Origin of the sequence: Lysobacter hankyongensis (assembly GCF_039543145.1) — a bacterium.
In the GTDB taxonomy this organism is placed as follows: domain Bacteria; phylum Pseudomonadota; class Gammaproteobacteria; order Xanthomonadales; family Xanthomonadaceae; genus Lysobacter_I; species Lysobacter_I hankyongensis.
In genome coordinates, this window is the sequence record NZ_BAABJE010000007.1 from 37986 (window position 1) to 62581 (window position 24596).

The 24596-nt window shown below is 69.3% G+C and carries 23 protein-coding genes; 10 read left to right on the plus strand and 13 right to left on the minus strand.

Features of this window, described 5'->3' with window-relative positions; translation table 11 throughout:
- Window positions 1–98 precede the first annotated feature (98 nt).
- A complete protein-coding gene (locus tag ABD974_RS08280; RefSeq protein WP_345302842.1) occupies window positions 99–992 on the minus strand; it encodes a DUF2785 domain-containing protein in 894 nt (297 codons plus the stop codon).
- Complete coding sequence (locus tag ABD974_RS08285) at window positions 992–1342, minus strand: GFA family protein (RefSeq protein ID WP_345302843.1); 351 nt, start codon at window positions 1340–1342, stop codon at window positions 992–994. Before ABD974_RS08285 ends, ABD974_RS08280 begins: the two co-directional genes overlap by 1 nt.
- Before the next feature lie 114 nt (window positions 1343–1456).
- Between ABD974_RS08285 and ABD974_RS08290 the strand changes: the two genes are divergently transcribed.
- Complete coding sequence (locus tag ABD974_RS08290) at window positions 1457–3274, plus strand: DUF885 domain-containing protein (protein WP_345302844.1); 1818 nt, start codon at window positions 1457–1459, stop codon at window positions 3272–3274.
- Between the two features lie 353 nt (window positions 3275–3627).
- On the plus strand, window positions 3628–4101 hold the full coding sequence (locus tag ABD974_RS08295) for a response regulator (RefSeq protein WP_425562665.1): 474 nt from the start codon (window positions 3628–3630) through the stop codon (window positions 4099–4101).
- A gap of 35 nt (window positions 4102–4136) precedes the next feature.
- Here the strand turns inward: ABD974_RS08295 and ABD974_RS08300 are convergent, their stop codons facing one another.
- The 3 genes from ABD974_RS08300 to ABD974_RS08310 are packed head-to-tail and all read right to left on the minus strand — an operon-like array spanning window position 4137 to window position 5740.
- Window positions 4137–4403 carry a cyclase gene (locus ABD974_RS08300; protein WP_345302845.1) on the minus strand — a complete coding sequence of 89 codons (267 nt, stop codon included), beginning with the start codon at window positions 4401–4403 and terminating at the stop codon, window positions 4137–4139.
- A gap of 11 nt (window positions 4404–4414) precedes the next feature.
- Entirely contained in the window at window positions 4415–5311 is an 897-nt protein-coding gene (locus tag ABD974_RS08305) for a DMT family transporter (protein WP_345302846.1), read from the minus strand.
- Between the two features lie 24 nt (window positions 5312–5335).
- Window positions 5336–5740, minus strand: coding sequence for a cupin domain-containing protein (locus ABD974_RS08310; protein WP_345302847.1), 405 nt, complete (start codon window positions 5738–5740; stop codon window positions 5336–5338).
- Window positions 5741–5871: 131 nt separating this feature from the next.
- Here ABD974_RS08310 and ABD974_RS08315 point away from each other — a divergent pair, with 131 nt between their 5' ends.
- From ABD974_RS08315 to ABD974_RS08330, 4 genes are all read left to right on the plus strand, one after another.
- A complete protein-coding gene (locus tag ABD974_RS08315) occupies window positions 5872–6816 on the plus strand; it encodes a LysR substrate-binding domain-containing protein (RefSeq protein WP_345302848.1) in 945 nt (314 codons plus the stop codon).
- Window positions 6813–7805: a DMT family transporter gene (locus tag ABD974_RS08320; protein ID WP_345302849.1), complete on the plus strand. Its 993-nt coding sequence runs from the start codon at window positions 6813–6815 to the stop codon at window positions 7803–7805. Before ABD974_RS08315 ends, ABD974_RS08320 begins: the two co-directional genes overlap by 4 nt.
- A gap of 65 nt (window positions 7806–7870) precedes the next feature.
- Window positions 7871–9520, plus strand: a complete 1650-nt coding sequence (locus ABD974_RS08325; RefSeq protein ID WP_345302850.1) for an ExeA family protein — start codon at window positions 7871–7873, stop codon at window positions 9518–9520.
- Between the two features lie 3 nt (window positions 9521–9523).
- Window positions 9524–10255: a general secretion pathway protein GspB gene (locus ABD974_RS08330; RefSeq protein WP_345302851.1), complete on the plus strand. Its 732-nt coding sequence runs from the start codon at window positions 9524–9526 to the stop codon at window positions 10253–10255.
- A gap of 3 nt (window positions 10256–10258) precedes the next feature.
- Here the strand turns inward: ABD974_RS08330 and ABD974_RS08335 are convergent, their stop codons facing one another.
- Both ABD974_RS08335 and ABD974_RS08340 read right to left on the minus strand, forming a co-directional pair.
- On the minus strand, window positions 10259–10948 hold the full coding sequence (locus ABD974_RS08335; RefSeq protein WP_345302852.1) for a helix-turn-helix transcriptional regulator: 690 nt from the start codon (window positions 10946–10948) through the stop codon (window positions 10259–10261).
- Between the two features lie 44 nt (window positions 10949–10992).
- Window positions 10993–11376: a VOC family protein gene (locus tag ABD974_RS08340; RefSeq protein WP_345302853.1), complete on the minus strand. Its 384-nt coding sequence runs from the start codon at window positions 11374–11376 to the stop codon at window positions 10993–10995.
- A gap of 92 nt (window positions 11377–11468) precedes the next feature.
- Between ABD974_RS08340 and ABD974_RS08345 the strand changes: the two genes are divergently transcribed.
- Window positions 11469–11849, plus strand: a complete 381-nt coding sequence (locus ABD974_RS08345) for a hypothetical protein (RefSeq protein ID WP_345302854.1) — start codon at window positions 11469–11471, stop codon at window positions 11847–11849.
- On the opposite strand, the gene ABD974_RS08350 is transcribed toward ABD974_RS08345, so the two are convergent.
- The gene (locus ABD974_RS08350; RefSeq protein ID WP_345302855.1) at window positions 11834–12208 is read right to left on the minus strand and encodes a VOC family protein; all 375 of its coding nucleotides are present in this window, start codon (window positions 12206–12208) and stop codon (window positions 11834–11836) included. The genes ABD974_RS08345 and ABD974_RS08350 overlap by 16 nt on opposite strands.
- 134 nt (window positions 12209–12342) lie before the next feature.
- Here ABD974_RS08350 and ABD974_RS08355 point away from each other — a divergent pair, with 134 nt between their 5' ends.
- A complete protein-coding gene (locus ABD974_RS08355; RefSeq protein ID WP_345302856.1) occupies window positions 12343–12561 on the plus strand; it encodes an RNA-binding S4 domain-containing protein in 219 nt (72 codons plus the stop codon).
- A gap of 6 nt (window positions 12562–12567) precedes the next feature.
- Here ABD974_RS08355 and ABD974_RS08360 read toward each other — a convergent pair whose 3' ends face one another.
- The 5 genes from ABD974_RS08360 to ABD974_RS08380 form a co-directional block, all read right to left on the minus strand.
- On the minus strand, window positions 12568–13554 hold the full coding sequence (locus ABD974_RS08360) for a hypothetical protein (protein WP_345302857.1): 987 nt from the start codon (window positions 13552–13554) through the stop codon (window positions 12568–12570).
- A gap of 40 nt (window positions 13555–13594) precedes the next feature.
- Window positions 13595–15382 carry an alpha/beta hydrolase family protein gene (locus tag ABD974_RS08365; protein ID WP_345302858.1) on the minus strand — a complete coding sequence of 596 codons (1788 nt, stop codon included), beginning with the start codon at window positions 15380–15382 and terminating at the stop codon, window positions 13595–13597.
- 213 nt (window positions 15383–15595) lie between these two features.
- Window positions 15596–17524, minus strand: a complete 1929-nt coding sequence (locus ABD974_RS08370; protein ID WP_345302859.1) for a DEAD/DEAH box helicase — start codon at window positions 17522–17524, stop codon at window positions 15596–15598.
- Window positions 17525–17746: 222 nt separating this feature from the next.
- On the minus strand, window positions 17747–18376 hold the full coding sequence (locus ABD974_RS08375) for an NAD(P)H-binding protein (RefSeq protein WP_345302860.1): 630 nt from the start codon (window positions 18374–18376) through the stop codon (window positions 17747–17749).
- A complete protein-coding gene (locus ABD974_RS08380) occupies window positions 18373–20241 on the minus strand; it encodes a response regulator (RefSeq protein WP_345302861.1) in 1869 nt (622 codons plus the stop codon). The genes ABD974_RS08375 and ABD974_RS08380 overlap by 4 nt, the downstream gene beginning before the upstream one ends.
- Before the next feature lie 305 nt (window positions 20242–20546).
- On the opposite strand from ABD974_RS08380, the gene ABD974_RS08385 reads away from it, so the two are divergent.
- Complete coding sequence (locus ABD974_RS08385) at window positions 20547–21299, plus strand: outer membrane protein (protein ID WP_345302862.1); 753 nt, start codon at window positions 20547–20549, stop codon at window positions 21297–21299.
- Window positions 21300–21815: 516 nt separating this feature from the next.
- The gene (locus ABD974_RS08390; protein ID WP_345302863.1) at window positions 21816–24140 is read left to right on the plus strand and encodes a M14 family zinc carboxypeptidase; all 2325 of its coding nucleotides are present in this window, start codon (window positions 21816–21818) and stop codon (window positions 24138–24140) included.
- The last annotated feature ends 456 nt before the right edge of the window (window positions 24141–24596 follow it).

The following is a 24596-nucleotide window of genomic DNA, read 5'->3' on the forward strand; positions in this document are numbered from 1 at the left end:
GCGTTTTCGGACCATTGGTCCGTGCGCTGACGAACGCCAGCAGGCTCTGCCTGCTGGCCGGGCGGGTTGGGGTGGGGGCACGCCGTCATGACATTGCGTCACGGCAACGCCTTCAGCGCCGCCACCAGTCCCGGTTTCATCTTCGCCATGCCCGGGTCGTCGCCCAGATCCACCTGCAGATAGAGCATCTGCAGGACCGCGGCCAGATCGTGCCGTCGCGCCAGCCAGCCCGCGTCTTTCCACGCCAGCGCCGGATCGCCCAGGCGCGCGGACAATGCCGCGAACCATGCAGACCAGTCGGCCTCGTCGTGCAGATCGCGTTTGGCGATGAACAGCAGCGGCCGCGCCAGCCGCTCGCTTTCGCCGAACACGTAGGCATGCCCGGCAGCGGGCACCGCCTGGATCGCGACGGCCTGCCGCAGGCGATCGAGCTGCGCGCGGTCCAGCGCCGGATTCAGGGCGAGCTGCATCGCCCAGTCCGCGCCGTGGGCGACGCCGTGGCGCCAGCCGACCTCCGCGTCGTAGCCGCGATAGTCGCGCACCGATTCGAGATAACTCGCGGCACGCTCGACCATCGCCTCGCGCTCGTCCAACCGCATCCACGGCGCGATGCGATCCGTCCGCGCGAGTTCCGACAGCACCAGCGCCGCGAACGGCCGCGCGACGCCGTCGGGGTCGGGCGCATCGAGCTGCGCGAACAATCGCGTCCGCAGCGCACGCAGCGTCTCCGGCGAAAAGACCTTCGCACGCAGCCAGCGCTGCAGCCCTTCGTAGGCGATGCCGTCGCGCATCGCCGGATCGGGCGACGCCAGGCAATCGATCAACGCGAAGGCCATGGTCTCGCGCGCCGCGGCGTCCGCCATCTCGAAGTCCGCGGTCTTCAGCGCGATCAGCGCGGCCGCATCGCGATCGGGCGGCGGGCAGGCCGCGGCCGCGGCCTGCGACGCGCACAGCGTCGCCGCCGCGAGCGCGGCGATGCGCAGCGTTCGCATCACAGGCTGGCGCCGTCGAAGGGCGTGATGCGGATCGCGGCCAGATCCAGCTCCGGCAGGCAGCGCACGTTCACCGCGACGATCTTCGCGCCGCTGCGCGGATCGACGCCTTCGCTGAAGGGCGCGATGCCGCAGGTGAGGCAGAAGTGATGATCGATGTGATGCTTGTTGAAACCGTAGGTGGCGTAGTCGCCCTCGATGGTCTGCAGGCGCAGCGCGTCGCGCGGGAAGAACGCGAGCAGGCCGCCGCGCCGGCGACAGAGGGAACAATTGCAATCCAGCGCTTCGGCGACCTCGCCCTCCAGTTCGAAGGCGATCCGACCGCAATGACAACTGCCGCGATGCAACATGAGCCGCTCCTCATCATGATGTTGGAATGGGCAATGTAAACCCGCAGCATGGCAGATGCGCCGACGGGGGTTAGCGCCTATCCTTGGCGTTTTCGTTCAGCCGGACCTCCGACCATGCGCCTGACGCCGCTCGCCATCGCACTGCTCACCGCCACGCTCGCCGCCTGCACCGGCGGGGGCACCGGCACCGCCCCGGCAACCGCCGACAAGACCGCTGCGGCGACCGCTTCGGACGCTGCGCTCGACGCGAAGTTCGCCGACCTCAGCAAGCGCTGGCTCGACGGCTTCCTCGCCCTCAATCCGGTCGGCGCGACCCAACAGGGCGACCACCGCTTCGACGCCGAGCTCGACGACCTGAGCGCCGCGGGCCGCACGAAATACGTGGACTTCGCGAAGAAGACGCTGGCCGAACTGGACGCCATCGACGCCGCGAAACTCTCGCGTGAGAACCAGATCGACGCGGCGATCCTGCGCAATCAGCTGCAGTCCGACATCTGGGGCATGGACACGTTGCAGGCCTGGGCCTGGGACCCGCAGGTGTACAGCGGCCTCGCCGGCGGCGCGATCTACAACCTGATGGCGCGCGAATTCGCGCCGCTGCCGGAACGCCTGAAATCGGCGACCGCGCGCATGGAGAAACTGCCGACGCTGTTCGCGCAGATGCGCGAGAACATCGATCCGGCGCGGGTGCCGAAGATCCACGCCGAAACCGTCGCCCGGCAGAACGCGGGCGTGATCTCGCTGGTCGAACAGTTCATCGTGCCCAACGCCGATCAGCTGCAGGGCGATGACCGCAAGCGTCTCGACGCCGCGGTGGAAGGCCTGCGCAAGGCGGTGGCCGAACACCAGCTGTGGCTGGACAAGACCCTGGTGCCGAACGCGAAGGGCGATTTCCGCATCGGCCAGCAGTTGTACGACGACAAGCTCAAGTTCGCGCTGATGTCCTCGCTGTCGCGCGCCGAGATCAAGCAGCGCGCCGAGGCCGAACTGGTGCGCGTGCGCGGCGAGATGTACCGGATCGCGCAGCAGGTGCTGAAGGACAAGCCCGGCGTGCCGCCGCTGCCCGACGGCGCGAACGACGACCAGCAGCAGAAGGCGATCGAAGCCGCGCTCGAACTGGCCTACGCCGACAAGCCCGCGCGCGACAAGGTGGTCGAGACCGCCAAGGCCACGCTGGCGCAGGCGACCGAATTCACGAAGGCGAAGGATCTGGTGACGGTGCCGGACGATCCGGTCGAGATCATCCTGATGCCGGAATTCCAGCGCGGCGTGGCCGTGGCCTACTGCGATTCGCCCGGCCCGCTCGACAAGGGCCTCAAGACCTACTACGCGATCTCGCCGATCCCGGACGACTGGACCGACGCGCAGACCGACTCGTTCCTGCGCGAATACAACACGCGCATGATCCACCTGCTGTCGATCCACGAGGCGATGCCGGGCCATTACCTCGAAGGCGCGTTCTCGGCGCGCTATCCGTCGACGCTGCGCGGCGTGCTGCGCTCCGGCATGTTCGCCGAAGGCTGGGCGGTCTACACCGAGACGGTGATGATGGAAGCCGGCTATCTCGACAACGATCCGCTGTTCCACCTGATGCGCTACAAGTTCTACCTGCGCGCGGTCGCGAACGCGATCCTCGACCAGGGCGTGCACGTCGACGGCTGGAGCAAGGAACAGGCGATGGAACTGATGGTCAAGCGCACCTTCCAGCAGGAGCGCGAAGCCGAGGGCAAGTGGGTCCGCGCGCAGTTGGGCAGCGCGCAGTTGCCGACCTACTTCGTCGGCGTGCAGGAACACTTCGACCTGCGCAGGGCGATGGAAGCGAAGCTGGGCAAGGACTTCAAGCTGAAGGCCTACCACGACCAGGTGCTGTCCTACGGCGCGCCGCCGGTGCGCTTCGTCCGCGCGATGATGCTGGACGAACCGATCCGGTAAGACCCGATCGGGCATGGTCACGGCCCCGGCGGGGGCCGCTTGGCCCCCCGGGCGCGGGTCGCTATGCTTCCCGCGTCCGTCCGGGGCCGCGATTGCCGTTTTGACATGGAATGTTGGATCAGGGCCGGCCGCGCCGGCATCCGTCCGGGAGAGCACAGCGCGTGAGTATTTTCGATTCGGTCAAACGATGGCGGGACACCCTGCGCGGGCGCGACACGCCTGCCGTGCCGGCGCCGCAACCCGCAGCCATTCCGTTGCCCCCGCGTCCGCCGACCCCGACGGCCGAGGAGCTCGACGCGCTGGCCGAGGCCGCCACGCCAGAGATCCTCGCCGAAGCCGCGGTCGCGCCGCCCGTGGTCGACGATGGCTATCTCGGACCGGAACGCCGCGAAAAGCCGCGCCCGCTGGCGAAGCCCGGCACCCGCGTGCTGATCGTCGACGACTCCACCACGATAGTGGCCGTGCTTCGCAAGATGCTGCAGCAGAACGGCTACCAGACGCTCGAGGCCTACACCGCCGAGGAAGCGCTGGAACTGGTGCGCGATATCCCGCCCGACCTGATCTTCCTCGACATCGTGCTACCGGGCATGGACGGTTTCGCCGCCCTGCGCGCCCTGCGCCGCGAACCGGCGACCAAGCAGGTGCCGATCATCATGATCAGCGGCAACGTCCAGGCCACCGAGCAGTTCTACGTGCAGCGCATCGGCGCCGACGATTTCATGAAAAAGCCCTTTTCGCGGCCAGAAGTGTTCGCGCGGATCGAACGGCTGCTGGACGAGGACGGCGTGCCGCGCCGGGTGGGCATGCAGACCGCGACACCGCCCTGATCCGAAACGTTGGCGGTAGAGCGGCCTTCAGGCCGCTATGTTTCCGACGCGGCCGAAGGCGCGCTTCCGGCGCCGGTCCGTTTGTGCGGCTCCTCGATGATGCGTTTGCGCAGGATGCGCACCGCGCCGACCATCAACAGATGCAGGTCGCGGACGAGGTATCGCGCCAGCGTGCCGTCGTCGATGTCGCCATCGCGCATGTCCGCATCGTGCAGGTCGAGGCGGAAATCCTGTCCCTGCAGTCCGCCGCCGTTGCTGAAATCGATCTCGAAATCGAAAACGACGCGACGCTGCGGTCGCACGCTCGCCGCCATCACTTCGGCGCCCGCTGGCTCAGCACCACGCTGCCCAGGATCAGCGCACCGGCGATCGCCATCGCGAGGGTCAGCGGCTCGTCCAGCAGCAGCCACGCCCAGCCCACGCCGAACAGCGGCACGAGATAGGTCGTGGTCGCGGCGCGCGGCGCGCCGATGCGTGCGATCAGCCGGTAGTACATGACGAAGGCGATGCCGGTGCAGATCACGCCCAGCGCCGCGACCGCCGCCCAGGATGTCGCCGACACCGCATGCGCCGGCCATTGCGCGATCGCGAACGGCGCGGTCATCAGCGCGGCGCAGGTCAGCGTCGCCGCCGCCACCGCGGTCGCCGGCAGGCCGGCGAGGTGGCGCTTCACCAGATTCGCGCCGATGCCGTAGAGGAAGGCCGCGGCGGTGCCCGCGGCCACCGGCAGGCCGATGCTGGCGCCGCCGACCTTGCCGCTGGCAAGCACGATCACGCCGGCGAAGCCCGCGACCAGCGCGATCGCCCGGCGCGTGCCGATCTTTTCGCCGTAGAACAGGAAGGCGATCAGGGCGACGAACAGCACCGCCATCGAATTGGTGATCGCGCCGACGCCGGCGGGCGCGCGCTGCGCGGCCCATGCGAACAGGGTGAAGGGAATCGCCGAATTCACCGCGCCGATCAGCGCCAGCCGCGGCCACAGCGCGGCGGAGAACGCGCGGCGCTCGCGCCACAGGAACGGCAGCAGGATCAGCGCGCCGAGCCCCAGCCGGATCGCGACCAGCGGCGTCGAGCCGAATTCCGGCGCGGCCACGCGCATGAACATGAAGGACGCGCCCCAGATCGCCCCGAGCAGGCCGAGTTCGAGCGGGGTGAGCCACGCTGGCGCGGCGCGCGCGCTCAGCAAGGGATCGGACACGGAAGCGTTCATCGGAATGCCTGAAGGAAGAAGTGATCAGCCCTGCTGCACGTGCAGCTGGCCGGACAGCGCGGCGGGATCGCCGCCCGCGCCGAGATACGCGCCGACATCGAGGTTGAAGCCGAGCAGGCAGGTGCCGGTGTCGGTGCGCGGGCGATGAAGACTGCCCGGCGCGAACACGACCTGAGTGCCGGCTGGGTAGCGGACATCGCCTTCGATCACCTCGCCGCTGAGCACGAAGTACGCCTCGCCGGTGTCGTGACGATCGATCCGCGGCCATTCGCTGCCCGCGGCCATCTCCACCAGCCAGGCACGGGCACCGGGCGGCGCCGGCAGGTCGCGGCGCAGGCAACCCTCGCCGACCACGATCGCCTCGATGCCTCCGGCCGCGACCGCGACCGCCGCCGGGCGCTCGCCGACGATATCCGCAAGTCGATGCACTCCCTCCATCCGGCCCATCCCGACCTCTGTCGATCACGACGCTGTTGTCTCGACACCGATCATAGAGCGTGCATGAGGCCTGACAAGCGCGTACTTTGTCGCCCAGACGCAAATCAGATTTGAGGCTTGCCATGGCGCTCAGACCCGACTGGCTGCCGGCGCTGTCCGCGTTCGAGGCCGCCGCCCGCCACCAGAATTTCGCCCACGCCGCCGAAGAGCTGCATCTGACCGCCAGCGCGGTCAGTCATCACGTGCGCAAGCTCGAAAGCCGGCTCGGCGTGTCCCTGTTCCAGCGCCATGCGCGCGGGGTCGCCCTGACCGCGGAGGGCCGGCAACTCGCCGACGCGGCCGGCAGCGCGCTGGCCGATCTGGAGGCGACCCTGGGCGGCCTGCGCCACGGCCGCGACGAGCAGGATCGCGTCCGCATCACCACCCTGCACTCGCTGCTCAACACCTGGCTGTTGCCGCGGCTGCCGGCGTTCTCCGCGCGGCATCCGGAGGTCAGGCTCGCGATCGACACCGAAATCGCGCTGACCCGCTTCGACGAGGGCGGCCCGGACATCGGCATCCGCCACGGCCCGGGCCACTGGCCGGGACTGACCGCGCACCTGCTGATGGACGACGCGCTGTTCCCGATGGCCGCGCCCGCGATGGCGGCACGCACGCGGACCGCGGCCGAGGTCGCCGCGCTCCCGCTCGTCGCCGACCTCGCCCGGCAGGGCTGGCACGACTGGTTCCGCGCCGCGGACGTGCACGGCGCGCGGCTCGACATCCGCCACACCTTCAGCGACAGCACCGATGCGCTGGAAGCCGCGGCGCAGGGACTCGGCGCGGTGCTCGCTCGCGCACGGATCGCCGCGCCCTGGTTGGACAGCGGTCGGCTGCAGCGGCTGCCCGGCCCCGCCCTGCCCACCCGCTGGCGCTACTACGTCGTGTATCCCGCGCACCGTCGGCTGCGCCCGGCGGCGCAGGCGTTCGTGGATTGGCTGCTGCTGGCGAGCGCGGAGGAACGCGATCCCGACCTGCACGCGCGCAGCGGCGATAATGCCCGGCCTTCCGCCCCGGAGCCGCGATGACCGCCACGCCCGCCACCCGCACCGCCTGGCTGCAGATCCATTTCTGCGTGCTGCTGTGGGGCTTCACCGCGATCCTCGGCAAGCTCATCACCCTGCCGGCGCTGCCGCTGGTGTGGTGGCGCATGCTGCTGGTCGCGGCATTGCTCATGCTGCTGCCGCGCGTGTGGCGCGGACTGCGCGCGATGCCGGCGCGGCTGCGCTGGGCCTACGCCGGCGCCGGCGTGCTGGTGGCGCTGCACTGGCTCACGTTCTACGCCGCCATCAAGCTCTCGAACGCCTCGGTCGGCGCCACCTGCATGGCCCTGGCCACCGTGTTCACCGCGCTGGTCGAGCCGTGGATGACCGGCAAGCGGCTGTCGAAGCGCGAAGTCGGGCTCGGCATCGCGGTGTTGCCGGGCGTGGCCCTGGTCGCGGGCGGCGTGCCCGACGGCATGCTCGTCGGCGTCGCGGTCGGTGCGGTGTCGGCGCTGCTGGTCGCGATCTTCGGCTCGCTCAACAAGCGTCTGGTGGAACACGCCGATGCGCTGTCGGTCACGGCGCTGGAAATGGCCGCAGGCGTCGCCGCGATGACCCTGCTCGCTCCCCTGTCCGGGCTGCTGTCGCCCGCGGCCTTCGGCGGCGACCCGTTCCTGTTGCCGGACCTGCGCGACGGCCTGTATCTGCTCGGGCTGGCCATCGCCTGCACCCTGGTGCCGTTCGTGCTGTCGCTGATGGCGCTGCGCCACCTCAGCGCGTTCGGCGCGCAGCTCGCGATCAATCTGGAGCCGGTCTACGCCATCGCCCTGGCGATGCTGTTGCTGGGCGAACAGCGCGAACTCACGCCGACCTTCTACCTCGGCGTCGCCATCATCCTCGGCACGGTGCTGATCTACCCGCTGGTGGTGCGGCCGCGGCGGATCGAACATCCGGAAGCGCTGGCGCTGACCGAGGCCAAGGTGATCGGTGAAGCCGGCGAAGCGAGCGAGGCCGACGCGCCCGGTCCGCGCTGACCCCGCGGCGCCGCTGTGGCAGTCTAGACGCCCCTTCGCCGCAGACCCGCGCCGGCCCGTCCCCCATGTACCTGGAGTACTACGGCCTCGAACAGGCGCCGTTCTCGATCACGCCCGACCCGCACTACGTGTTCCTCAGCGAACACCATCGGGACGCGCTGGCGCATCTGCTCTACGGCATCCAGCAGGGCGGCAGCGGCGGGTTCGTGCAGCTCACCGGCGAAGTGGGCACCGGCAAGACCACGCTGAGCCGGCTGCTGCTGAACCGATTGCCCGAGAACACCCACGCCGCGCTGGTGCTGAACCCGCGGCTGGAGCCCGTGGAACTGCTGCAGACCATCTGCGAGGAATTGCGGCTGCCGGTGAACAAGGCCACACCCGTGCCGCCGGCCGCACCGGCGTCGGGCAAACGCAAGGGCAAGGCCGCCGCACCCGCGGCCCCGCGCGCGACCGCGACACCGGGCGGCAAGGCGCTGTTCGACGCGCTCAGCGCGTATCTGCTGGCGGCCTATGCGAAGGGCGATCGCGTGGTGCTGATCGTCGACGAGGCGCAGAACCTGTCGACCGAAGCGCTGGAGCAGGTGCGCCTGCTCACCAACCTCGAAACCGAAACCCAGAAGCTGTTGCAGATCATCCTGATCGGCCAACCGGAACTGCGCGACACCCTCGCGCGGCCGGAACTGCGCCAGCTCGCGCAGCGGATCACCGCGCGCTATCACCTGCGCCCGCTCGACGAAGCCGCGACCGGGGCCTATCTGCGTCACCGGCTCAACACCGCCGGCGCGAAACGCTTTCCGTTCTCGCAGGACGCGGTGCGGCGGCTGCACCGGCGCAGCGGCGGCGTGCCGCGGCTGATCAACGTCGTCGCCGAGCGCGCACTCCTCGGCGGCTACGCGCACGATCTGCTGACGATCGACGCGAAGACGGTCGATCGCGCCGCCGACGAAGCGCTGGCGCCGTCGTCCGCCGGCCAGCGTCGCGAACTGGCCAAGCTGTTCGTGATCGGCGGGCTGGCGGTCGCGGCGACGGTGCTGGCGGTGGTGGTCGCGCGTCCGGACGCAAACCGTCCCGCGTCGGCCGCCGCAGCGACGCGCACGGCGGCCGCATCGCTTGCGAGCCCATCGCCCGCGCCCGATGCCGACGCGCTGCTGCAGCGGCTGCGCACGACGCCGGCGGCGTCGACGCGCGAGTGGGCGGCATTGGTCGCGGCGTGGAAAGCGCCGGCCGCGCTGCGCACGGTGTCGCCCGATGCCTGCCCCGCCGTGCCCGCGCCCGGCTGGCGCTGCCTGCGCAGCCGCGCGCAGCTCGAACCGCTGCTGCGCATCGACCGCCCGGTGCTGCTGCGCCTGCGCGCGGAACCGCAGGCCGCGTGGGCGACCCTGCTCGGCGCCGATGCGCGCCGCGTGACGCTGTCGCTCGACGGCGCGCCGCTCACGATCGACCGGGTGGTGCTGGCCGGCGTGTGGAACGGCGAATACCTCGCGATCTGGCCCGCGCCGGCGACGCTGGAAACGCGCTTCGCCGCCAACGATGCGAAAGCCCTCGCCTGGGTGCGACAGCGGCTGCCCGCGGGCAGCGCGGCCGATCCCGCCGCCGCGCTGCGGGCGTTCCAGGCCCGCGCCGGCCTGCGCGGCAGCGGCGCGCTGGATGCCGACACCCTGTTCGCGCTGACCGCCGGCGACCCCGGCCCGCATCTGTCCGCACGGACGGAGTGACCGATGTCCTTCATCCTCGACGCCCTGCGCAAATCCGAAGCCGCCCGCCGCCGCAGCGAAGCGCCCGATCTGTTCGCGACGATGCCGCAAACCGCCGAACCCGAGCGCGCGCGGCGCACGTGGCCGCTGTGGGCCATTGCCGGCCTCGGCGTGCTGTCGCTGATCGCCGCGATCTGGCTGGTCGCGCTGCGGCCGGCAATGCCGCCGGCCACGACACGCGTCGACGACACGCAGGCACCGGCGCTCGAAGCGCCATCGCCGCAGGCGGCCGCACCGACCGCCGCGGCACCGGCCGCGGACAGCCCGCCGGTCGTCGAAGTCCCACCGGCGTCGACGACTTCGATCCCGACGCCTGCGCCGCTGCCATCCGTGCCGGTGCCATCCACACCTGCGGCATCCGCGCCCGTGGCATCGCCTCCCGTCGCAACGCCGACGACCGCGACACCGCGCGAACTGCCGTCGCCGCCACCGACCGCAACACCGCCGGTGCCGCCGCCCGCGAGCGACCAGCCGATCGCGCTCGCCGATCTCGACCCGGCCACGCGCAACCAGTTGCCGCCGCTGAAACTCAGCATGCATCTGTGGAACGAAACGCCGTCGGGACGTTTCGTGATTCTCGACGGTCAACGCCTGAAGGAAGGCGACGTGCTCGGCGAAGTCGTGGTCGAACGCATCACCCGCGACGGCGCGGTGCTGGTCTGGCGCGGCGGGCGACTGAAGATCGCGTTGCAGTAGCGCTCAGCCGACATCGTCGCAATCGTAGAGTCGCATCAGATCCGGCAATGTCCGCCCGGGTTCGTCGCGGAAACGCGCGTCGAGGGCTTCGATCGTCTGGATGCGGTCGACGCGGAAATTGCGGAAATCCTCGCGCGATTCGCACCAGGCCGCGAGCGTCCACACCTGACCCCAGAAGAAGCAGCCCAACGGCCGCACCGTGCGCACGCTGGTGTCGTCCTTGAGATCGAGATACGTCAGCCGCAGCTTGATCCGCTGTTCGGTCGCCTGCCGCAGCCGCTGCAGGCGCTCGCGGGTCTGCGGATCGGTGCCGATCGAGGGCGCGTACACGCTCAGGCTTTCCGCCGCCGCGCGTTCGGCGGCCGGCAACACCGCGAGGATCTTCGCCAGCGCATCCTCGGCGCCCGCCGCCAGCGCGGGATCGATGCGCGGCTGCGCGATGCGTACGCAGGCCACCAGCGCCTGCGCTTCGCGCGCGTCGAACATCAGCGGCGGCAGATCGAAGCCGCGGCGCATGCGGTAACCAACGCCGGCTTCGCCTTCGATCGGCACGCCCTGCGCCTGCAGCGCGGCGACGTCGCGATAGATCGAACGCGGCGAGATTTCCAGGCGCTCGGCGAGAAACGCGGCCGTCGTCAGGCGACGGCCGCGGATGAGTTGCACGATCTGGAACAGGCGGTCTGCGCGGCGCATGCGGCTACAGTCTTCGACGGAGGTCGCCGCCACATCCTGCCATGTCAGGCCGGCGCGTGCAGACCGACGCGATTGCCTTCGCTGTCGGCGATGTGCGCGAAGCAGCCCATGCCTTCGGGCAGCTCGGTCCGCGGCAGCATCACCCGGCCTCCAGAAGCGTCCACCCGCGCCAGTACCGCATCCAGCGAGGAACCGGCGTTGAGATAGACGATCGCGCCTTCGGTGCCGGGCGTCGCGTGCGGCGCGGCGAACAGACAGCCGCCGACGCCGTATTGCTCGTAGGGGAAGATCGCGAGCGTGGTCTCCGGGCCCATCGCCTCGCGGCGCAGCGGCGTGGCGAACAGGGTTTCATAGAAGCGCTGTGCGCGATCCAGATCGGCGACCGGGATCTCGAACCAGTTCACGGCGTTGTGTCGTGTGTGTTGCATGCGATGTCCTCGATGCGGGTGACGGGAGAACGCATGCTGCGCGCATGCCACTGACGCTGGCTGTCAGCAATAGTGGCCTTCGATATCGTCGAATGTCAGCCAAGCACGGCTTCGTGCGGATCGTCCGTCGTTTCGCGCACCGCAACCGGCGTCGCATCCGCAATGACGACGTGCGCCTCGCCGTGCGCGGCGCAGCGCTGGCAGGCGGCTTGACCATGCGCCTGCCAGATCGCATCCGCACCGCAGGACGCACAGGCCTTGCCCGGCTGCGGATGCGCGCCGCAGGCATCGCAACAGCGCACGCGTCGCGTGCGTTTCGCATTCTTCGCGAATGCCGCCAGGCAGATCGGACAATGGCGACCGCCGCGCCGCAGCTTCGACGGCGCGTCCCTGCGGTTGCGCGGTACATGGCGGACGAGCGTCGCCGCGTCCGCCGTATCGGAAGGGAATGGCCGCGTCATTCGCCCATGTAGCAACAATTGAGCTTGTTGCCGTCGAGATCGCGAAAATAGGCGGCGTAGAAACCGGGATAACGCTGACCCGGCGCACCCTCGTCGGTACCGCCCAGCTCGATCGCCCTGGCATAGACGCGATCCACCTGTTCGCGGCTGCTCGCGCCCAGCGCCACCATCGTGCCGTTGCCGACGCTTGCCGGTTCCTTGTTGAACGGCCAGGTGATGCCGAGGCCGGCGCCGTCCTTGGAATTGCCCCAAGCGATGAAGTAGTCGGGTTCTTCCATGAAACGCTCGGCGCCGAGTTCGGCCAGGACCGCGTCGTAGAAGGCGGCGGCGCGCGCCAGGTCGTGGGTACCGAGGGTGGTGTAGGCGATCATCGCAGGTCTCCGGAAAGGGAAGCCGCAGTATCCGCGGGTCCTGCTGACAACCCTGTGTCAGCAGCCGCGCAACCGGCCCGTTATGCTACGCCGGACCGGGCGGACATCGCCGCCCTTCTCTCGTCGACGCGCCCATGCAGATTCTCCGTTTCGAACTCGACCGCGACCACGTCGAACTCCATCAATTGCTCAAGCTCACCGGCATCTGCGACAGCGGCGGCGCGGGCAAGCACCTGGTCGCCAGCGGCGAGGTGCGGGTGGACGGCATCGTCGAACTGCGCAAGACCTGCAAGATCCGCGGCGGACAGCGCGTCGAGGTCGGCGATGTCGCGATCGAGGTCGTCGCCGGCTGACGCCGCTCAGGCCAGCGGCAATTCGCGCTCCGCCTGACAAAGCAGATCGTGGAGGGCCTGTACCGATTCGGCGCCCGGATCGCTCGGACCGCTGCCCACGGTTTCGAGATATCGGCAGGCGGCATAGCCCTGCGCTTCGCGGTCGTAACGCTCGATCCACGCGCGCCGCGCAGGCAACGACGCGTGCTCGGGCCGCCACGCCGCCGAATACGGCGCGCGCAGACGCTGCAGCCCCATGCGCCAGGGCTTGGGCGTGACCCGTGCGCGGAAACAGTTCTGGTTGAGGCACATCCGCGCGTAGAGCGGGTCGACGCCCAGCGCATCGAAGCACGTGCGGACCGCGTCCTCGCGCGGATCGAAGCGGCGATGCAACGCGAGCAGGCGCAGGCCGGCCGGCGTGCGATAGACGCGCAGGCGCCAGTCGGGATGCGACGCCACGAACCGGCGCACGCGACGCAGCGCGACCTGCTCGGGACCGCCGCGCAGCGCGACGACGACCTTGCGCAGCGCGCCCGGCAGCGGCACGCCGAGCAGCAGCGACGCGAAGAAGGCCACGATCAGCGACGCGATGACCTGCACGTGGAACACCCCGATCAGCGCGGCGGCCGCCGCCACGAACACCAGCGCCATCGCGGCCAGCACATGCCGCGGACGACTGTGCTCGGCGAAATCGATATCAGCGAACAGGACGTCCGGCGTGTTCAGGCACAGCGCGCCGTAGCCGGTGCGGGTGATCGCGCTGTCGCCGTGACGGTCGACGATCTCCTCGCGGATCGGCACGCCCTCGGCGCCGTTGTAGGCGACCCGGCGTTCGCGGCGCGGCAGCGTTTCACCCGACAGCACCCGCGCCATCGCCTCCCGTGCGCGGGTGTCCGCATGCGCCTGCGCCTCGGCCTCGCCGACCTCCGACCAGCCGAAGCGTCGCAGCGTGACCGTGCGCCGTCCTTCCCGGTGCTGTAGACGGGCTTCGGCCCAATAGGTCGGAATGAGCATCGCGGATCTCCTGCGTGGGCGGTGTCGTCGTCGGAAGCGCTCAGCGCGTCGCGAGGTGGGTGCGCAGAAACGCCAGCACGCGATCGTAATACTCGCGGCGGTTCTCTTCGCCGTAGATGCCGTGGGTTTCGTCGGTGAAGAACAGGGTATCGACCGGCTTCCGCGCCTTCTCCATCGCCGCGACCATCGCCCGTGCATGTTCGAACGACACCCGATCGTCGTGCTGCCCGTGCACCAGCAGCAGCGGCGCGCGAATGCGGTCGACGTGCCGCACCGGAGATTGTTCGAACAGCGCCTGCTCGTCGTCGCCGACGGCCTCGTCGAGATAACGGCGGCCCCACGCGGTGCGCTGGGTGTCGCCCCACTTGCGGGTGACCACCAGATTCGTCGCACCGGCGGTCGAAATCGCGCAGCGGAAAAGATCCGGCTCGCGCGCGACGCCCATCAGCGATGCGTAGCCGCCGAAACTGGTGCCCCAAAGGCAGACGCGCGCAGGATCGACCCGGCCGCTGGCCGTCGCCCAGCGCGTGGCGTCGACGATGTCGTCCATGATCTTCAGGCCCCACTGGCGATGGCCGGCACGCTCGAACGCCCGACCGAAACCGTCGGAACCACGGTAGTTCACCCGCAGTACGGCATAACCGTTGGCCGCGAGCAGTTGCGACTCTTCGTCGTAGGCCCATTCGTCGCGGACGCCGAACGGTCCGCCGTGCGGCATCACCACCAGCGGCGGCGGCGAAGCGGCGGCGAGCGGCAGGGTGAGATAGCCGTGCAGTTCGATGCCGTCGCGGGTCGTGAAGGCGATCGGTTCGTTGCGCGCCAGCGCTTCCGGATCCAGCCACGGCTTCTCGCGCGCGAGCAGATCCATGCGCCGGGTGTCGCGGTCGAGCATGTAGAAACTGCCCGGATCGCGATCGCTCCAGACCTTGACCACGACATGCCGGCCGTCGCGCGAACCGTCGATGAAGGCGACCGCATCCTGGGGAAACGCCGCCTCCATGCCGCGCAGCAGCTTCGCGTCCGGATCGGCGGGATCCCAGAAGCGCGCGCGCGGCACGCCGAGACCGTAGGCGGCGCCGATCGGCTGGCGGCCGTCGGCCGACCACACCACGAACGCGGGATCGAGTTTCGGATCGCTCATCGCGACCGTGCGTTCGCCGGTCGCGAGGGTGAGACGTTCGATGCGGTCCGGTCCGTCCCTGCGTTCGACCTGCATGAAGACCTGCGCGTCGTCGCGCGAGACGCCGATCAGCGCGATCTCGACGCCGCTCTGCGATTCGTCGTTGAAAATCTCCCAGCGCTCGCCGCGGCGGATCCAGACGCGCTGGTTGCGATTGTCGTCCGTGGCGTGCGCGAACAGCACGCGGCCCGCGTTGTCGGTGAAGAAGCTGGCGCCGACCGCCGGCGCATCGACGATGCGCGGGCCGCCGACGCCGCCACGCGTGCCGACCTTCTGGACGTAGCTGAGGCAGCCTCGGGTCGTGGACTTCGCGCAGCGCTCGACGAGCATGTGCTCGTCGTCGTCGACCAGGGTGTCGACGATCGCGTCATAGATGATGCGCTTGCCGGTGCCGTCGACATTGATCGCGACCACCCGCGGATCGGTGTAGTACTGCTGGAACATGTCGCCACGCCAGCGGGTCTGCACGAACAGGCGGTCGTCGCCGACCCACCAGACCCGGCCGATCTCGGACTTTTCCTCGGGGTCGAGCACCCGGACCGGCGTGTTGGTCTCGCGATCGATGATCGCCAGCAGCACCCGCGGGTGCTTCCGGTCCTGCTCGCGCACGGTCGCGGCGACATAGCGGCCGTTCGGCGAAATCTTCACCAGCCCGTGCTGCGCGGGCCGGAGCAGTGCCTCAGTCGTCGGCGGCGACGTCGCGCACGCGGGCGCGCACCACAGCGCGCAACACAACGAAGCCACCGCAACGACACGCCGCATCATCGCCCCTCCGGGCCACCATCATGCGGACAGTCGATCAAATCCACGGGGCACTGACAAGCCCGGCGCGCGGGAGGCGCCGGGCGCGATGCGACGCGATCAGGCCCCGCTCGGCGGGCCCTTGCGGTGCGGCTTCTTCGGCCCGGGCTTGAAGCCGCCGGGTTTGAAGCCGCCGGGCTTGAACCCGCCGGGTTTGCCGCCGCCCGGCGCGAAGCCGCGCGGTTTGAAGCCCTGCGGCTTCGATCCGCCGCCGTCGTATTCGTCCAGCTTCTGCAGGCGCAGCGCCTGGCCGGCCACGCGCACTTTCTTGAGGTGCATCAGCAGCGGCTTGGGCATGCCTTCGGGCAGATCGAGGATCGAATGATCGTCGTGGATGTCGATGCGGCCGATGTACTTGCTGTCGAGCCCGGCCTCGTTGGCGATCGCGCCGACGATGTTGCCCGGCTTGACGCTGTGCATGTGGCCGACCTCGATGCGATAGGTCTCCATGCCTGCTTCCGGCGGCTGGCGCGGTCCGACGTCCTTCTTGGGCCGCGGCGCGCGCTCCTCGCCCTCGCCGCGGGGCGCGCGCTCGCTGCGGTCCGGACGCTCGCCGCCGGGACGGTCGCCGCGCTCGGGGCGCGGTTCGCGCTGGGCGCGCTCGGCGTATTCGCGACGCTGCTGGAATTCCTGCGGTTCGCGCTTGCGCTCCGGCGCCAGCAGCAGCGGCGTGTCGCCCTGCAGCAGTTTCGCCAGCGCCGCCGCGATCTCGATCGCCGGCACGTTGTGTTCGCGTTCGTAGCGTTCAACCAGCTCGCGGTACAGGCCCATCTCGCCGCCGCTGTTCTCGTCCAGCGCCAGGGTGTCGGTGATGCGGGCGAGGAATTTCGTCACCCGCGCATCGTTCACGCTCTCGACCGTCGGCAACTGCATTTCCGCGATCGGCTGGCGCGTCGCGCGTTCGATCGCGCGGAGCATGCTCTTCTCGCGCGGACTGACGAACAGGATCGCCTCGCCGCTGCGCCCGGCGCGGCCGGTGCGGCCGATGCGGTGGACGTAGCTCTCGGTGTCGTAGGGAATGTCGTAGTTCAGCACGTGGCTGATGCGCTCCACGTCGAGGCCGCGCGCGGCCACGTCGGTGGCGACGAGGATGTCGAGCTTGCCGTCCTTCAACTGCTGGATGGTCTTCTCGCGCTGCGCCTGCTGCACGTCGCCGTTGATCGCGGCGGCGGCGAGGCCGCGCGCCTGCAGTTTCTCGGCCAACTCGTCGGTAGCCGATTTGGTGCGCGCGAAGATGATCATCGCGTCGTAGGGTTCGGCTTCGAGGATGCGGGTCAGCGCATCGAGCTTGTGCAGGCCGCTGACGAACCAGAACCGCTGGCGGATGTTGGTCGCGGTGGTGGTCTTGGCGGCGATGGTGACTTCGGCCGGATCGCGCAGGTAGGTCTGGGCGATGCGGCGGATCTGCGACGGCATGGTCGCGGAGAACAGCGCGACCTGGCGCTGCTCGGGCACTTTCTTCAGCACGGTTTCGACGTCGTCGATGAAGCCCATGCGCAGCATTTCGTCGGCTTCGTCCAGCACCAGCGCCTTGAGGTCGGACAGATCGAGGGTGCCGCGTTCGAGGTGATCGATCACCCGGCCCGGGGTGCCGACGACGACATGCACGCCGCGCTTCAGCGCCTGCAACTGCGGGTAGTAGCTCTGGCCGCCGTAGATCGGCAGCACGTGGAAGCCGGGCAGCTTGTGCGCATAGCGCTGGAAGGCTTCGGCGACCTGGATCGCGAGTTCGCGGGTCGGCGCCAGCACCAACACCTGCGGGGTGTGCTTCGACAGATCGAGGCGCGACAGCAGCGGCAGCGCGAAGGCGGCGGTCTTGCCGGTGCCGGTCTGGGCCTGGCCGAGCACGTCGCGGCCGGCCAGCAGCGCGGGAATGGTCGCGGCCTGGATCGGGGACGGCGTTTCGTAGCCGACCTCCTGGACTGCGGCCATGACCTGCTCGGACAGGCCGAGATCGGCGAAACGCAGGGAGGGAACTTCGGTCGACATTGCGGTACATCCACGGCTGACAGCCGGATATTGTGCGCCCTCGCGGTGGGGCAATGACTCAGGGCGGCGAAGGACCGCATCGACGGACGCCCCGCGTCGACCATGAAATTCATTGAAATCATGCATTTGCGACGGATTTTCGGATCGGGACCGGTCGCATGCCGGCATGCGGAGAGCGGCGCCGGGCGGAGGTTTCGGCGCCGAACCGCGCCGGCGATCCGCTCAGATCGCTTCCGATTCGACGATGCGCACGCCCGGCGTCGCCGTGAGCGCGGCATCGAGCAGACAGCGTGCGATCCGCTCCGAGGGCGCCACCCGGTAACGCTTCGGCACCAGCGGTTCGAGCGCGCGCAGAGCGACCATGCCGAGATGCTCCATCGGTCGCCGCCGCTCGCGCTCGCCGCCGATGATCGACGGCCGCACGATCGTCAGCGACGGATAGCCGAGCGCTTCGACGCCGCGCTCCGCCTCGCCCTTGCAGCGCAGATAGAACCCGCGCGCGCCGGCGTCGGCGCCCAGCGAGGAATTCAGCGCGAAGGCCCGCGCCCCGGCATCGCGGGCGTTCGCGGCGACCGCGAGCACGTAGTCGACATCGACCCGTCGGAACGCCGCCTGCGAGCCGGCATCGCGGATCGTGGTGCCGAGCGCGCAGACGACGCCATCGACCGACCACCAGGGCGCCTGCGCGGGCAGGGCCTCGAAATCGACCACCGGGTTCTCGAGTTTCGCGTGAGCGGGCAGTGCGCGACGGGTGGGCGCGACGATCCGCGACACGCGCGGATCCGCGAGCGCCAGGGCCAACGCATGACGGCCGACGAGACCGGTCGCACCGGCGATGAGGATCCGGCTCATGGCGGCGTCGGCTCGGTGTCGCGGTCCGCAGCCGCCGGCGTTCGGACCGATGGCGCGGACGCCGTGGACGCATGTCGCGCCAGTGCGCCGCGCAGCGATTCGAGCTTCACCGGCTTGGTCAGGTAATCGTCCATGCCCGCCTCCAGACAGCGTCGGCGGTCGTCGGCCATCGCATGCGCGGTCAGCGCGATGATCGACAGCCGCGGGCGCCGTTCGGCGATCTCGATCTGGCGCCAACGACGGGTGGCGGCGTAGCCGTCGATGTCCGGCATCTGGCAGTCCATCAGCACCACGTCCCAGCGATCCTGTGCCATCCGCTCCAGCGCGCGTCCGCCGCTGCCGGCGCATTCCACCGTGCAGCCATCGCGTTCCAGCATGAGCTTGACCAGCGATGCGTTCAGCGCGTTGTCCTCGACCACCAGCACGCGCAGGCCGCCGATCGCGGACGCCGGCGTCGCGGTCGCGACCGTCGGCGGCATGCCGGCATCGTCCGCCGACGCGGCCGACGCCGCGCTCGCCTCGGCTTCGGGCACGATCACCGCGAAGCGGCTGCCGACGCCCGGCTCGCTGTCCAGATCGATGCGCCCGCCCATCAGCGCGATGAGGTCGCTGGAAATCTTCAGGCCCAGACCGGTGCCGGCATGCGCCCGGCTCACGGAATCGTCGCCCTGCTGGAACGCCGAGAAAATCCGCGTGCGCGCATGCGCGGCGATGCCGGGCCCGGTATCGACGACCGCGATCCGCAGCCTGCGCGGCGCGTCGTCGCCCGGCAGCAGGTCGACCTCGATCCGCACGCTGCCGGCGGCGGTGAACTTGATCGCGTTGCCGACCAGATTCACCAGCACTTGGCGCAATCGCGCCTGATCGCCGACGAAACGTGCGGGCACGTCGGGTGCGCAGACGGCATCCAGCACCAGCGATCTGGCGTCGGCGTCCGGAGCGAACATGTCGAGCACGCCGTCGACCAGTCGTCGCGGCGCGAACGGCGCGGCATGCAGCACGATCTTGCCGGCTTCGACCTGCGAGAGATCCAGCACATCGCTGATGAGCGCCAGCAGCGACTGCCCGGCGCGATGGATGCTGTGCGGCAACTGCCGGTGCTGCGGCGCGTCCGGCGCTTCGGCCAGCAGCTCGCTCATGCCGATGATCGCGTTCAGCGGCGTGCGCAGCTCGTGGCTCATGTTGGTGAGGAAGGTGGACTTGGCGCGATTGGCGGCATCGGCGCGATCGAGCGCTTCGCCCAGGGTCCGGGTCATCGTCATCAGCGCGGTGCGCTGGGCGATGTTGTGCTGGATGGTGCGGCTGACGACGAACCCCTGGCGCAGCAGGAAGGCGGCGAAGAAACAGGCGGCCACACCGGCGACGACGAAATCCCGTTGGCCGGAGAACAGGAAATACAGCGCGAAAGGCCCGATGTTGCACAGCACGTAAGCGGCATGCGCCGGCCACCAGGCGCCGAAACTGCTGGTCGCGGCGGCAGGCATGCTGATCAACAGGAATGCGATCACGAAGTACAGCTCGCTGTGGCCCAGCGGGAACAACAGCGTGGCGGCCGCGCCCCACACGCCGCCGCACAGCGCACCGAGCAGGATGCAGCCCAGCGGGGAGCCGGAAAGACTGTCGCCGTTCGCATCCGGCTGCCACTGCGCGGGCGACGCCAGCCAGATCCGCAACGCCGACGCCAGGCCCACGGCGATCGCCCATCCGCCCAGCAATTCCGGCGAATGCACGTCGCGCAGCGTCCACAGGAACAGCACGGCCACGGCGAGGGTCGCGAACGCACCGGCACGCCCCTGCGCAAGCACGAGCTGTCGGCATTCCTTCTGGATGCGCTCGCGCGTCGCCACGGATTCAGCGCTGGTCATGATCCCCCCCTCGTTCCGCGGCCCGCATTCCCCTGCGGTATCAGGCCATACGATACCGGCAGCCCACGTTCGCGGCGAGCGCCCGCCGCCATGAGACGTGACGCGCCCCCCGTTTCCGGCCGTCGGGGCCGATCCGCCCGCGACCGCTGGCGACATGCTTCGGCCGTATGGTGTCTGAACACGGCCGCGGTCCGCGGTGTCCTCTCGCCGCATGGCTCTGCGTTTGCTGGATTCGAGGCCGGCGCACCATCCCGCCGTCCGCTTCCATCCCGTCCTTCATCATTCGATTCGACAAGAGGTCATCCATGCTCAAGCGTCTGTCCGTTCTCATCGCCGCCTCGCTGCTCAGCACCTCCGCGTTCGCCGCGGACGGCTGGACCGGTTGGTACGTTGGCGCCAGCGCCGGCCACGGCAGCGGCGAATCCGATGCCCGCGTCGCGCTGGGTGGCGCCTGGTCCAGCGAATCGGCCGCGCTGCGCGACGAAGTGGTCGCGCAGATGTCCAACGACCTCGATCCGAGCGGCAGCGGCTATGGCCTGCAGTTCGGCTACAACCACGACTTCGGCGGTTTCGTGCTGGGCGCCGAACTCGATCACAGCTGGCTGAACATCGACGAGTCCGCCGTCGACGGCCCGCGCGCCACCACCGCTTTCCCCTCGCTGAGCTACACGACCGTCAACGCCGTCGAACTCAACGACCAGACCAGCCTGCGCGTGAAACTCGGCTATGCCGCGGATCGTCACTTCGTCTACGCCACCGGCGGCTGGACGCAGGTGGACGTGGATGCGGCCGCCGGCATCACCAGCAACGGCGGCTACGCCAAGCTCGGCGGCTTCTCCGATCGCCTTGACGGCACCCAGTATGGCCTCGGCTACGAATTCGACTTCGGCAATCAGTGGTCGATCCGCGGCGAATACCTGCGGACGAATCTCGACGATTTCGACTACGACACCGTCTACCTGCCGGGCAGCACCTTCGTGAGCCCCGCCTACACCGAAACGGTGCGCCAGGATCTGGATTTCGACACCATCCGCGTCGGCGTCAACTACCGCTTCTGATCCCGCTGCTGCAGCGCAATTCGGCGACACCCCCCTTCGGGCCCGGAATTCCGGGCCCGATTTTTGTTCTACCGCCCGGAATTCCGGGCCCGATCTTGTTCTACCGCCCGGAATTCCGGGCCCGATGTCGTTGGGCGCTCTCCGGCATCGATCGCGCCCGAAACGAGACGCGCATCTCACCCGACGATCGCGCACGCTCAGCGGATCGATTCTCATTTGCCGCAAACGACTGTTGCAGGGCAACAGATCGCGCCGTCGTCGCATGCCGCAAGGACCGCGATGCGGCGCAGGCGACGCGCGGCGCGATCCGCATCCATCGCCTGCGTTTCACGGGACGCGAACGCGCGCACGCAGTGGGGGACCGCCATCGACACGGCCGGGCGCGCGCGGCCATCGCGCCGGCGACGCTTGCAAAATGCACGCATTCGCGGCACACACACGTTCCCCCAGCCCTGCCGCGCCCGCGGCCCACCCGGTCGACATGATGCGACCGCACCACCCCGACATGGAGAGATCATGACCGCTCGTCTGTTGTTGCCTGCCGCGCTTCTGCTCTGCCTCGCCGCTCCGCTGCCCGACACCGCCCTCGCCGCGCCCCCCGACGCCGGCGCACCATCCGCCGAAGACGAGCGGCCGGTCTTCGTGACCATCCAGTATCGCGATCGCGCGCAGCTGCAGTCGCTGGCGTCGCGCTTCCAGCACATGATCGTCGACCGCACCCAGCGCACGGTCCGCACCGAAGCCACCACCGCCGATATCGACGCGATCCGGCGCAGCGGCATGCGCGTCGACATCGATCAGGCCTCGACCGACCGCATCCGCAGCGCCGAAGCCGCGATGCGCGGCGGCGGATTCGGCACCCGCAGCATTTCCGGCTATGCCTGTTATCGGACCGTCGAAGAGACCTACGCGACCATCGACCAGCTGGTCGCGAACAAACCCGCGCTCGCCAGCGTGTCCAACATCGGTCCGACCTGGTTGAAGTCGCGCAACACCGGCGGCTACGACATGAAGGTGCTGCGACTGACCAATTCGGCGACGAACGCGACGCGCCCGAACAAGCCGCCGATGGTGATGTTCGGTTCGATCCACGCCCGCGAATACACCCCGGCCGAGCTGCTGACCCGCTTCGGCGAATGGCTGGTCAACGGATACGGCAGCGACCCGGAAGCCACCTGGCTGATGGACAACTACACGTTCTATCTCGTGCTGCAGGCCAATCCCGACGGCCGCAAGAAAGCCGAAACCGGCCTGTCCTGGCGCAAGAACGTCAACAACACCAACGGCAGTTGCAGCGCCAACAGCGTCGGCATCGATCTCAACCGCAATTTCCCCTTCCACTGGAACACCGTGGCCGGCGGCTCCAGCGGCAACGCCTGCGTCGAAACCTATCGCGGCCCGCTGGCGCAGTCAGAACCCGAAACCCAGAATCTGATGCGGCTCGTCGCCGGCACACCGAACGCCAGCGGCGTCTACAGCGGCGGCCTGTTCCCGGATCGCCGCAGCGACGGCAACACCAGCGCCGCCCCGGACGACTACCAGGGCATGTTCCTCGACATCCACAGCTATTCGCAGCTGGTGCTGTGGTCGTGGGGCGATACCACCGCGGCGGCGCCGAACGGTCCCGCGCTGCGCACGCTGGGCCGGCGCATGGCCTACTTCAACGGCTATCGCCCGCAGCAGTCGAACGAGCTCTACGGCACCGACGGCACCACCGACGACACCATGTACGGTCTGCTCGGCGTGCCCAGCTACACGATCGAACTCGGCGTCTCGTTCTTCGAATCCTGTTCGACCTTCACCGGCTCGACGCTGCCGAACAATCTCGCGTCGCTGAAGTACGCGGCGCGCAATCTCACCGCGCCCTACCGCTATCCGTCCGGCCCGAACACGGTGAGCGTGTCCACCTCCAGCGCGTCGGTTCCGGCCGGCACGCCGGTGACGATCTCCGCGATCCTCGACGACAGCCAGTTCAACCAGAGCAACGGCACCGAAACCACGCAGGCGATCGCATCGGCGAAGCTCTATCTCGACCTGCCGCCGTGGGAAGCGGGCGCGACCGGCATCGCGATGAGCGCGAGCGACGGCAGCTTCAACGCCACCCGCGAGACGGTCACCGCCAGCCTCGGCACCACCGGTCTGGCCGCGGGCCAGCACATCGTCTACGTGCAGGGCACCGACGCCGCCGGCAAACCCGGCACACCGAATGCGGTGCTGCTGACGATCACCGGCGGCGGCGGTGGCGGCAACGTCGCACCGGTGGCGAACTTCAGCAGCACGGCGTCGGGGCTGACCGCCACGTTCACCGACACCTCCACCGACAGCGACGGCAGCATCGCCGCGCGCAGCTGGAATTTCGGCGATGGCAGCACCTCGACCGCGACGAATCCGAGCAGGACCTACGCGGCGGCCGGCACCTACAACGTCAGCCTCACCGTCACCGACAACGGCGGTCTCACCAACACGAAGTCGCAGTCGGTCACGGTGAGCGCCGGCGGTGCGCAGACCTACACCAACGGCACCGACGTCGCCATCGGCGACAACGCGACGGTGGAAAGCCCGATCACCGTGTCCGGTCGCAGCGGCAACGCGGGCGCGGCGACGCCGGTTCTCGTCAACATCGTCCACACCTACAAGGGCGATCTGAAGGTGGATCTGGTGGCGCCGGACGGCAGCGTGTACGTGCTGCACAACCGCACCGGCGGCAGCGCGGACAACATCAACACGACCTACACCGTGAATCTGTCGACCGAAGTATTGAACGGCATCTGGAAGCTGCGGGTGAACGACAACGCCGCGGGCGATACCGGCCTCATCGACAGCTGGAGCATCACGTTCTGAGTCGTCGGCGACAATGACGCGACACGAAAGACCCGGGCATGCCCGGGTCTTTTTTTGTGCGCCGCGCGAGCGCAGGGGCGTCGTTCCCGAACCACGACTCCGGCCTCGACGCAAGCCTTGACGAAGGCGAAATCTGTCGCCCGAGGAATCACGAAAACATCTGTTTTTCAAGAGATTTCATTGATCGTCCGGCGTCGCAGTCCGTGCGACCCCGATGCCGATAATGGACAGCACGCAAAGACACGACGTCATCCTCGAACGCCCGAATGCGTGCCGGGCGACACCCATCGAAGATCGCCGGGAGGAGGACAGGACGTCTTCCTTCGCAGGGACGCACTTGCCTGGCCGGTGGACTCCACGGATGGAGACCGCCGGCCGGGGAAGACGGCGCAGCGCGCGACGGCGGATGCCGAAAAGCCGCAACAGAGTAGGCGAAAGAGCAGGCAAACCACCACA

Bases quoted from the DNA above. Each gene is read 5' to 3' on its own strand.
- ABD974_RS08280 (WP_345302842.1), bottom strand. From the start codon at position 992: ATGCGAACGCTGCGCATCGCCGCGCTCGCGGCGGCGACGCTGTGCGCG.
- ABD974_RS08285 (WP_345302843.1), bottom strand. From the start codon at position 1,342: ATGTTGCATCGCGGCAGTTGTCATTGCGGTCGGATCGCCTTCGAACTG.
- ABD974_RS08290 (WP_345302844.1), top strand. From the start codon at position 1,457: ATGCGCCTGACGCCGCTCGCCATCGCACTGCTCACCGCCACGCTCGCC.
- ABD974_RS08305 (WP_345302846.1), bottom strand. From the start codon at position 5,311: ATGAACGCTTCCGTGTCCGATCCCTTGCTGAGCGCGCGCGCCGCGCCA.
- ABD974_RS08315 (WP_345302848.1), top strand. From the start codon at position 5,872: ATGGCGCTCAGACCCGACTGGCTGCCGGCGCTGTCCGCGTTCGAGGCC.
- ABD974_RS08320 (WP_345302849.1), top strand. From the start codon at position 6,813: ATGACCGCCACGCCCGCCACCCGCACCGCCTGGCTGCAGATCCATTTC.
- ABD974_RS08325 (WP_345302850.1), top strand. From the start codon at position 7,871: ATGTACCTGGAGTACTACGGCCTCGAACAGGCGCCGTTCTCGATCACG.
- ABD974_RS08330 (WP_345302851.1), top strand. From the start codon at position 9,524: ATGTCCTTCATCCTCGACGCCCTGCGCAAATCCGAAGCCGCCCGCCGC.
- ABD974_RS08335 (WP_345302852.1), bottom strand. From the start codon at position 10,948: ATGCGCCGCGCAGACCGCCTGTTCCAGATCGTGCAACTCATCCGCGGC.
- ABD974_RS08340 (WP_345302853.1), bottom strand. From the start codon at position 11,376: ATGCAACACACACGACACAACGCCGTGAACTGGTTCGAGATCCCGGTC.
- ABD974_RS08345 (WP_345302854.1), top strand. From the start codon at position 11,469: ATGTCAGCCAAGCACGGCTTCGTGCGGATCGTCCGTCGTTTCGCGCAC.
- ABD974_RS08350 (WP_345302855.1), bottom strand. From the start codon at position 12,208: ATGATCGCCTACACCACCCTCGGTACCCACGACCTGGCGCGCGCCGCC.
- ABD974_RS08355 (WP_345302856.1), top strand. From the start codon at position 12,343: ATGCAGATTCTCCGTTTCGAACTCGACCGCGACCACGTCGAACTCCAT.
- ABD974_RS08360 (WP_345302857.1), bottom strand. From the start codon at position 13,554: ATGCTCATTCCGACCTATTGGGCCGAAGCCCGTCTACAGCACCGGGAA.
- ABD974_RS08370 (WP_345302859.1), bottom strand. From the start codon at position 17,524: ATGTCGACCGAAGTTCCCTCCCTGCGTTTCGCCGATCTCGGCCTGTCC.
- ABD974_RS08375 (WP_345302860.1), bottom strand. From the start codon at position 18,376: ATGAGCCGGATCCTCATCGCCGGTGCGACCGGTCTCGTCGGCCGTCAT.
- ABD974_RS08380 (WP_345302861.1), bottom strand. From the start codon at position 20,241: ATGACCAGCGCTGAATCCGTGGCGACGCGCGAGCGCATCCAGAAGGAA.
- ABD974_RS08385 (WP_345302862.1), top strand. From the start codon at position 20,547: ATGCTCAAGCGTCTGTCCGTTCTCATCGCCGCCTCGCTGCTCAGCACC.
- ABD974_RS08390 (WP_345302863.1), top strand. From the start codon at position 21,816: ATGACCGCTCGTCTGTTGTTGCCTGCCGCGCTTCTGCTCTGCCTCGCC.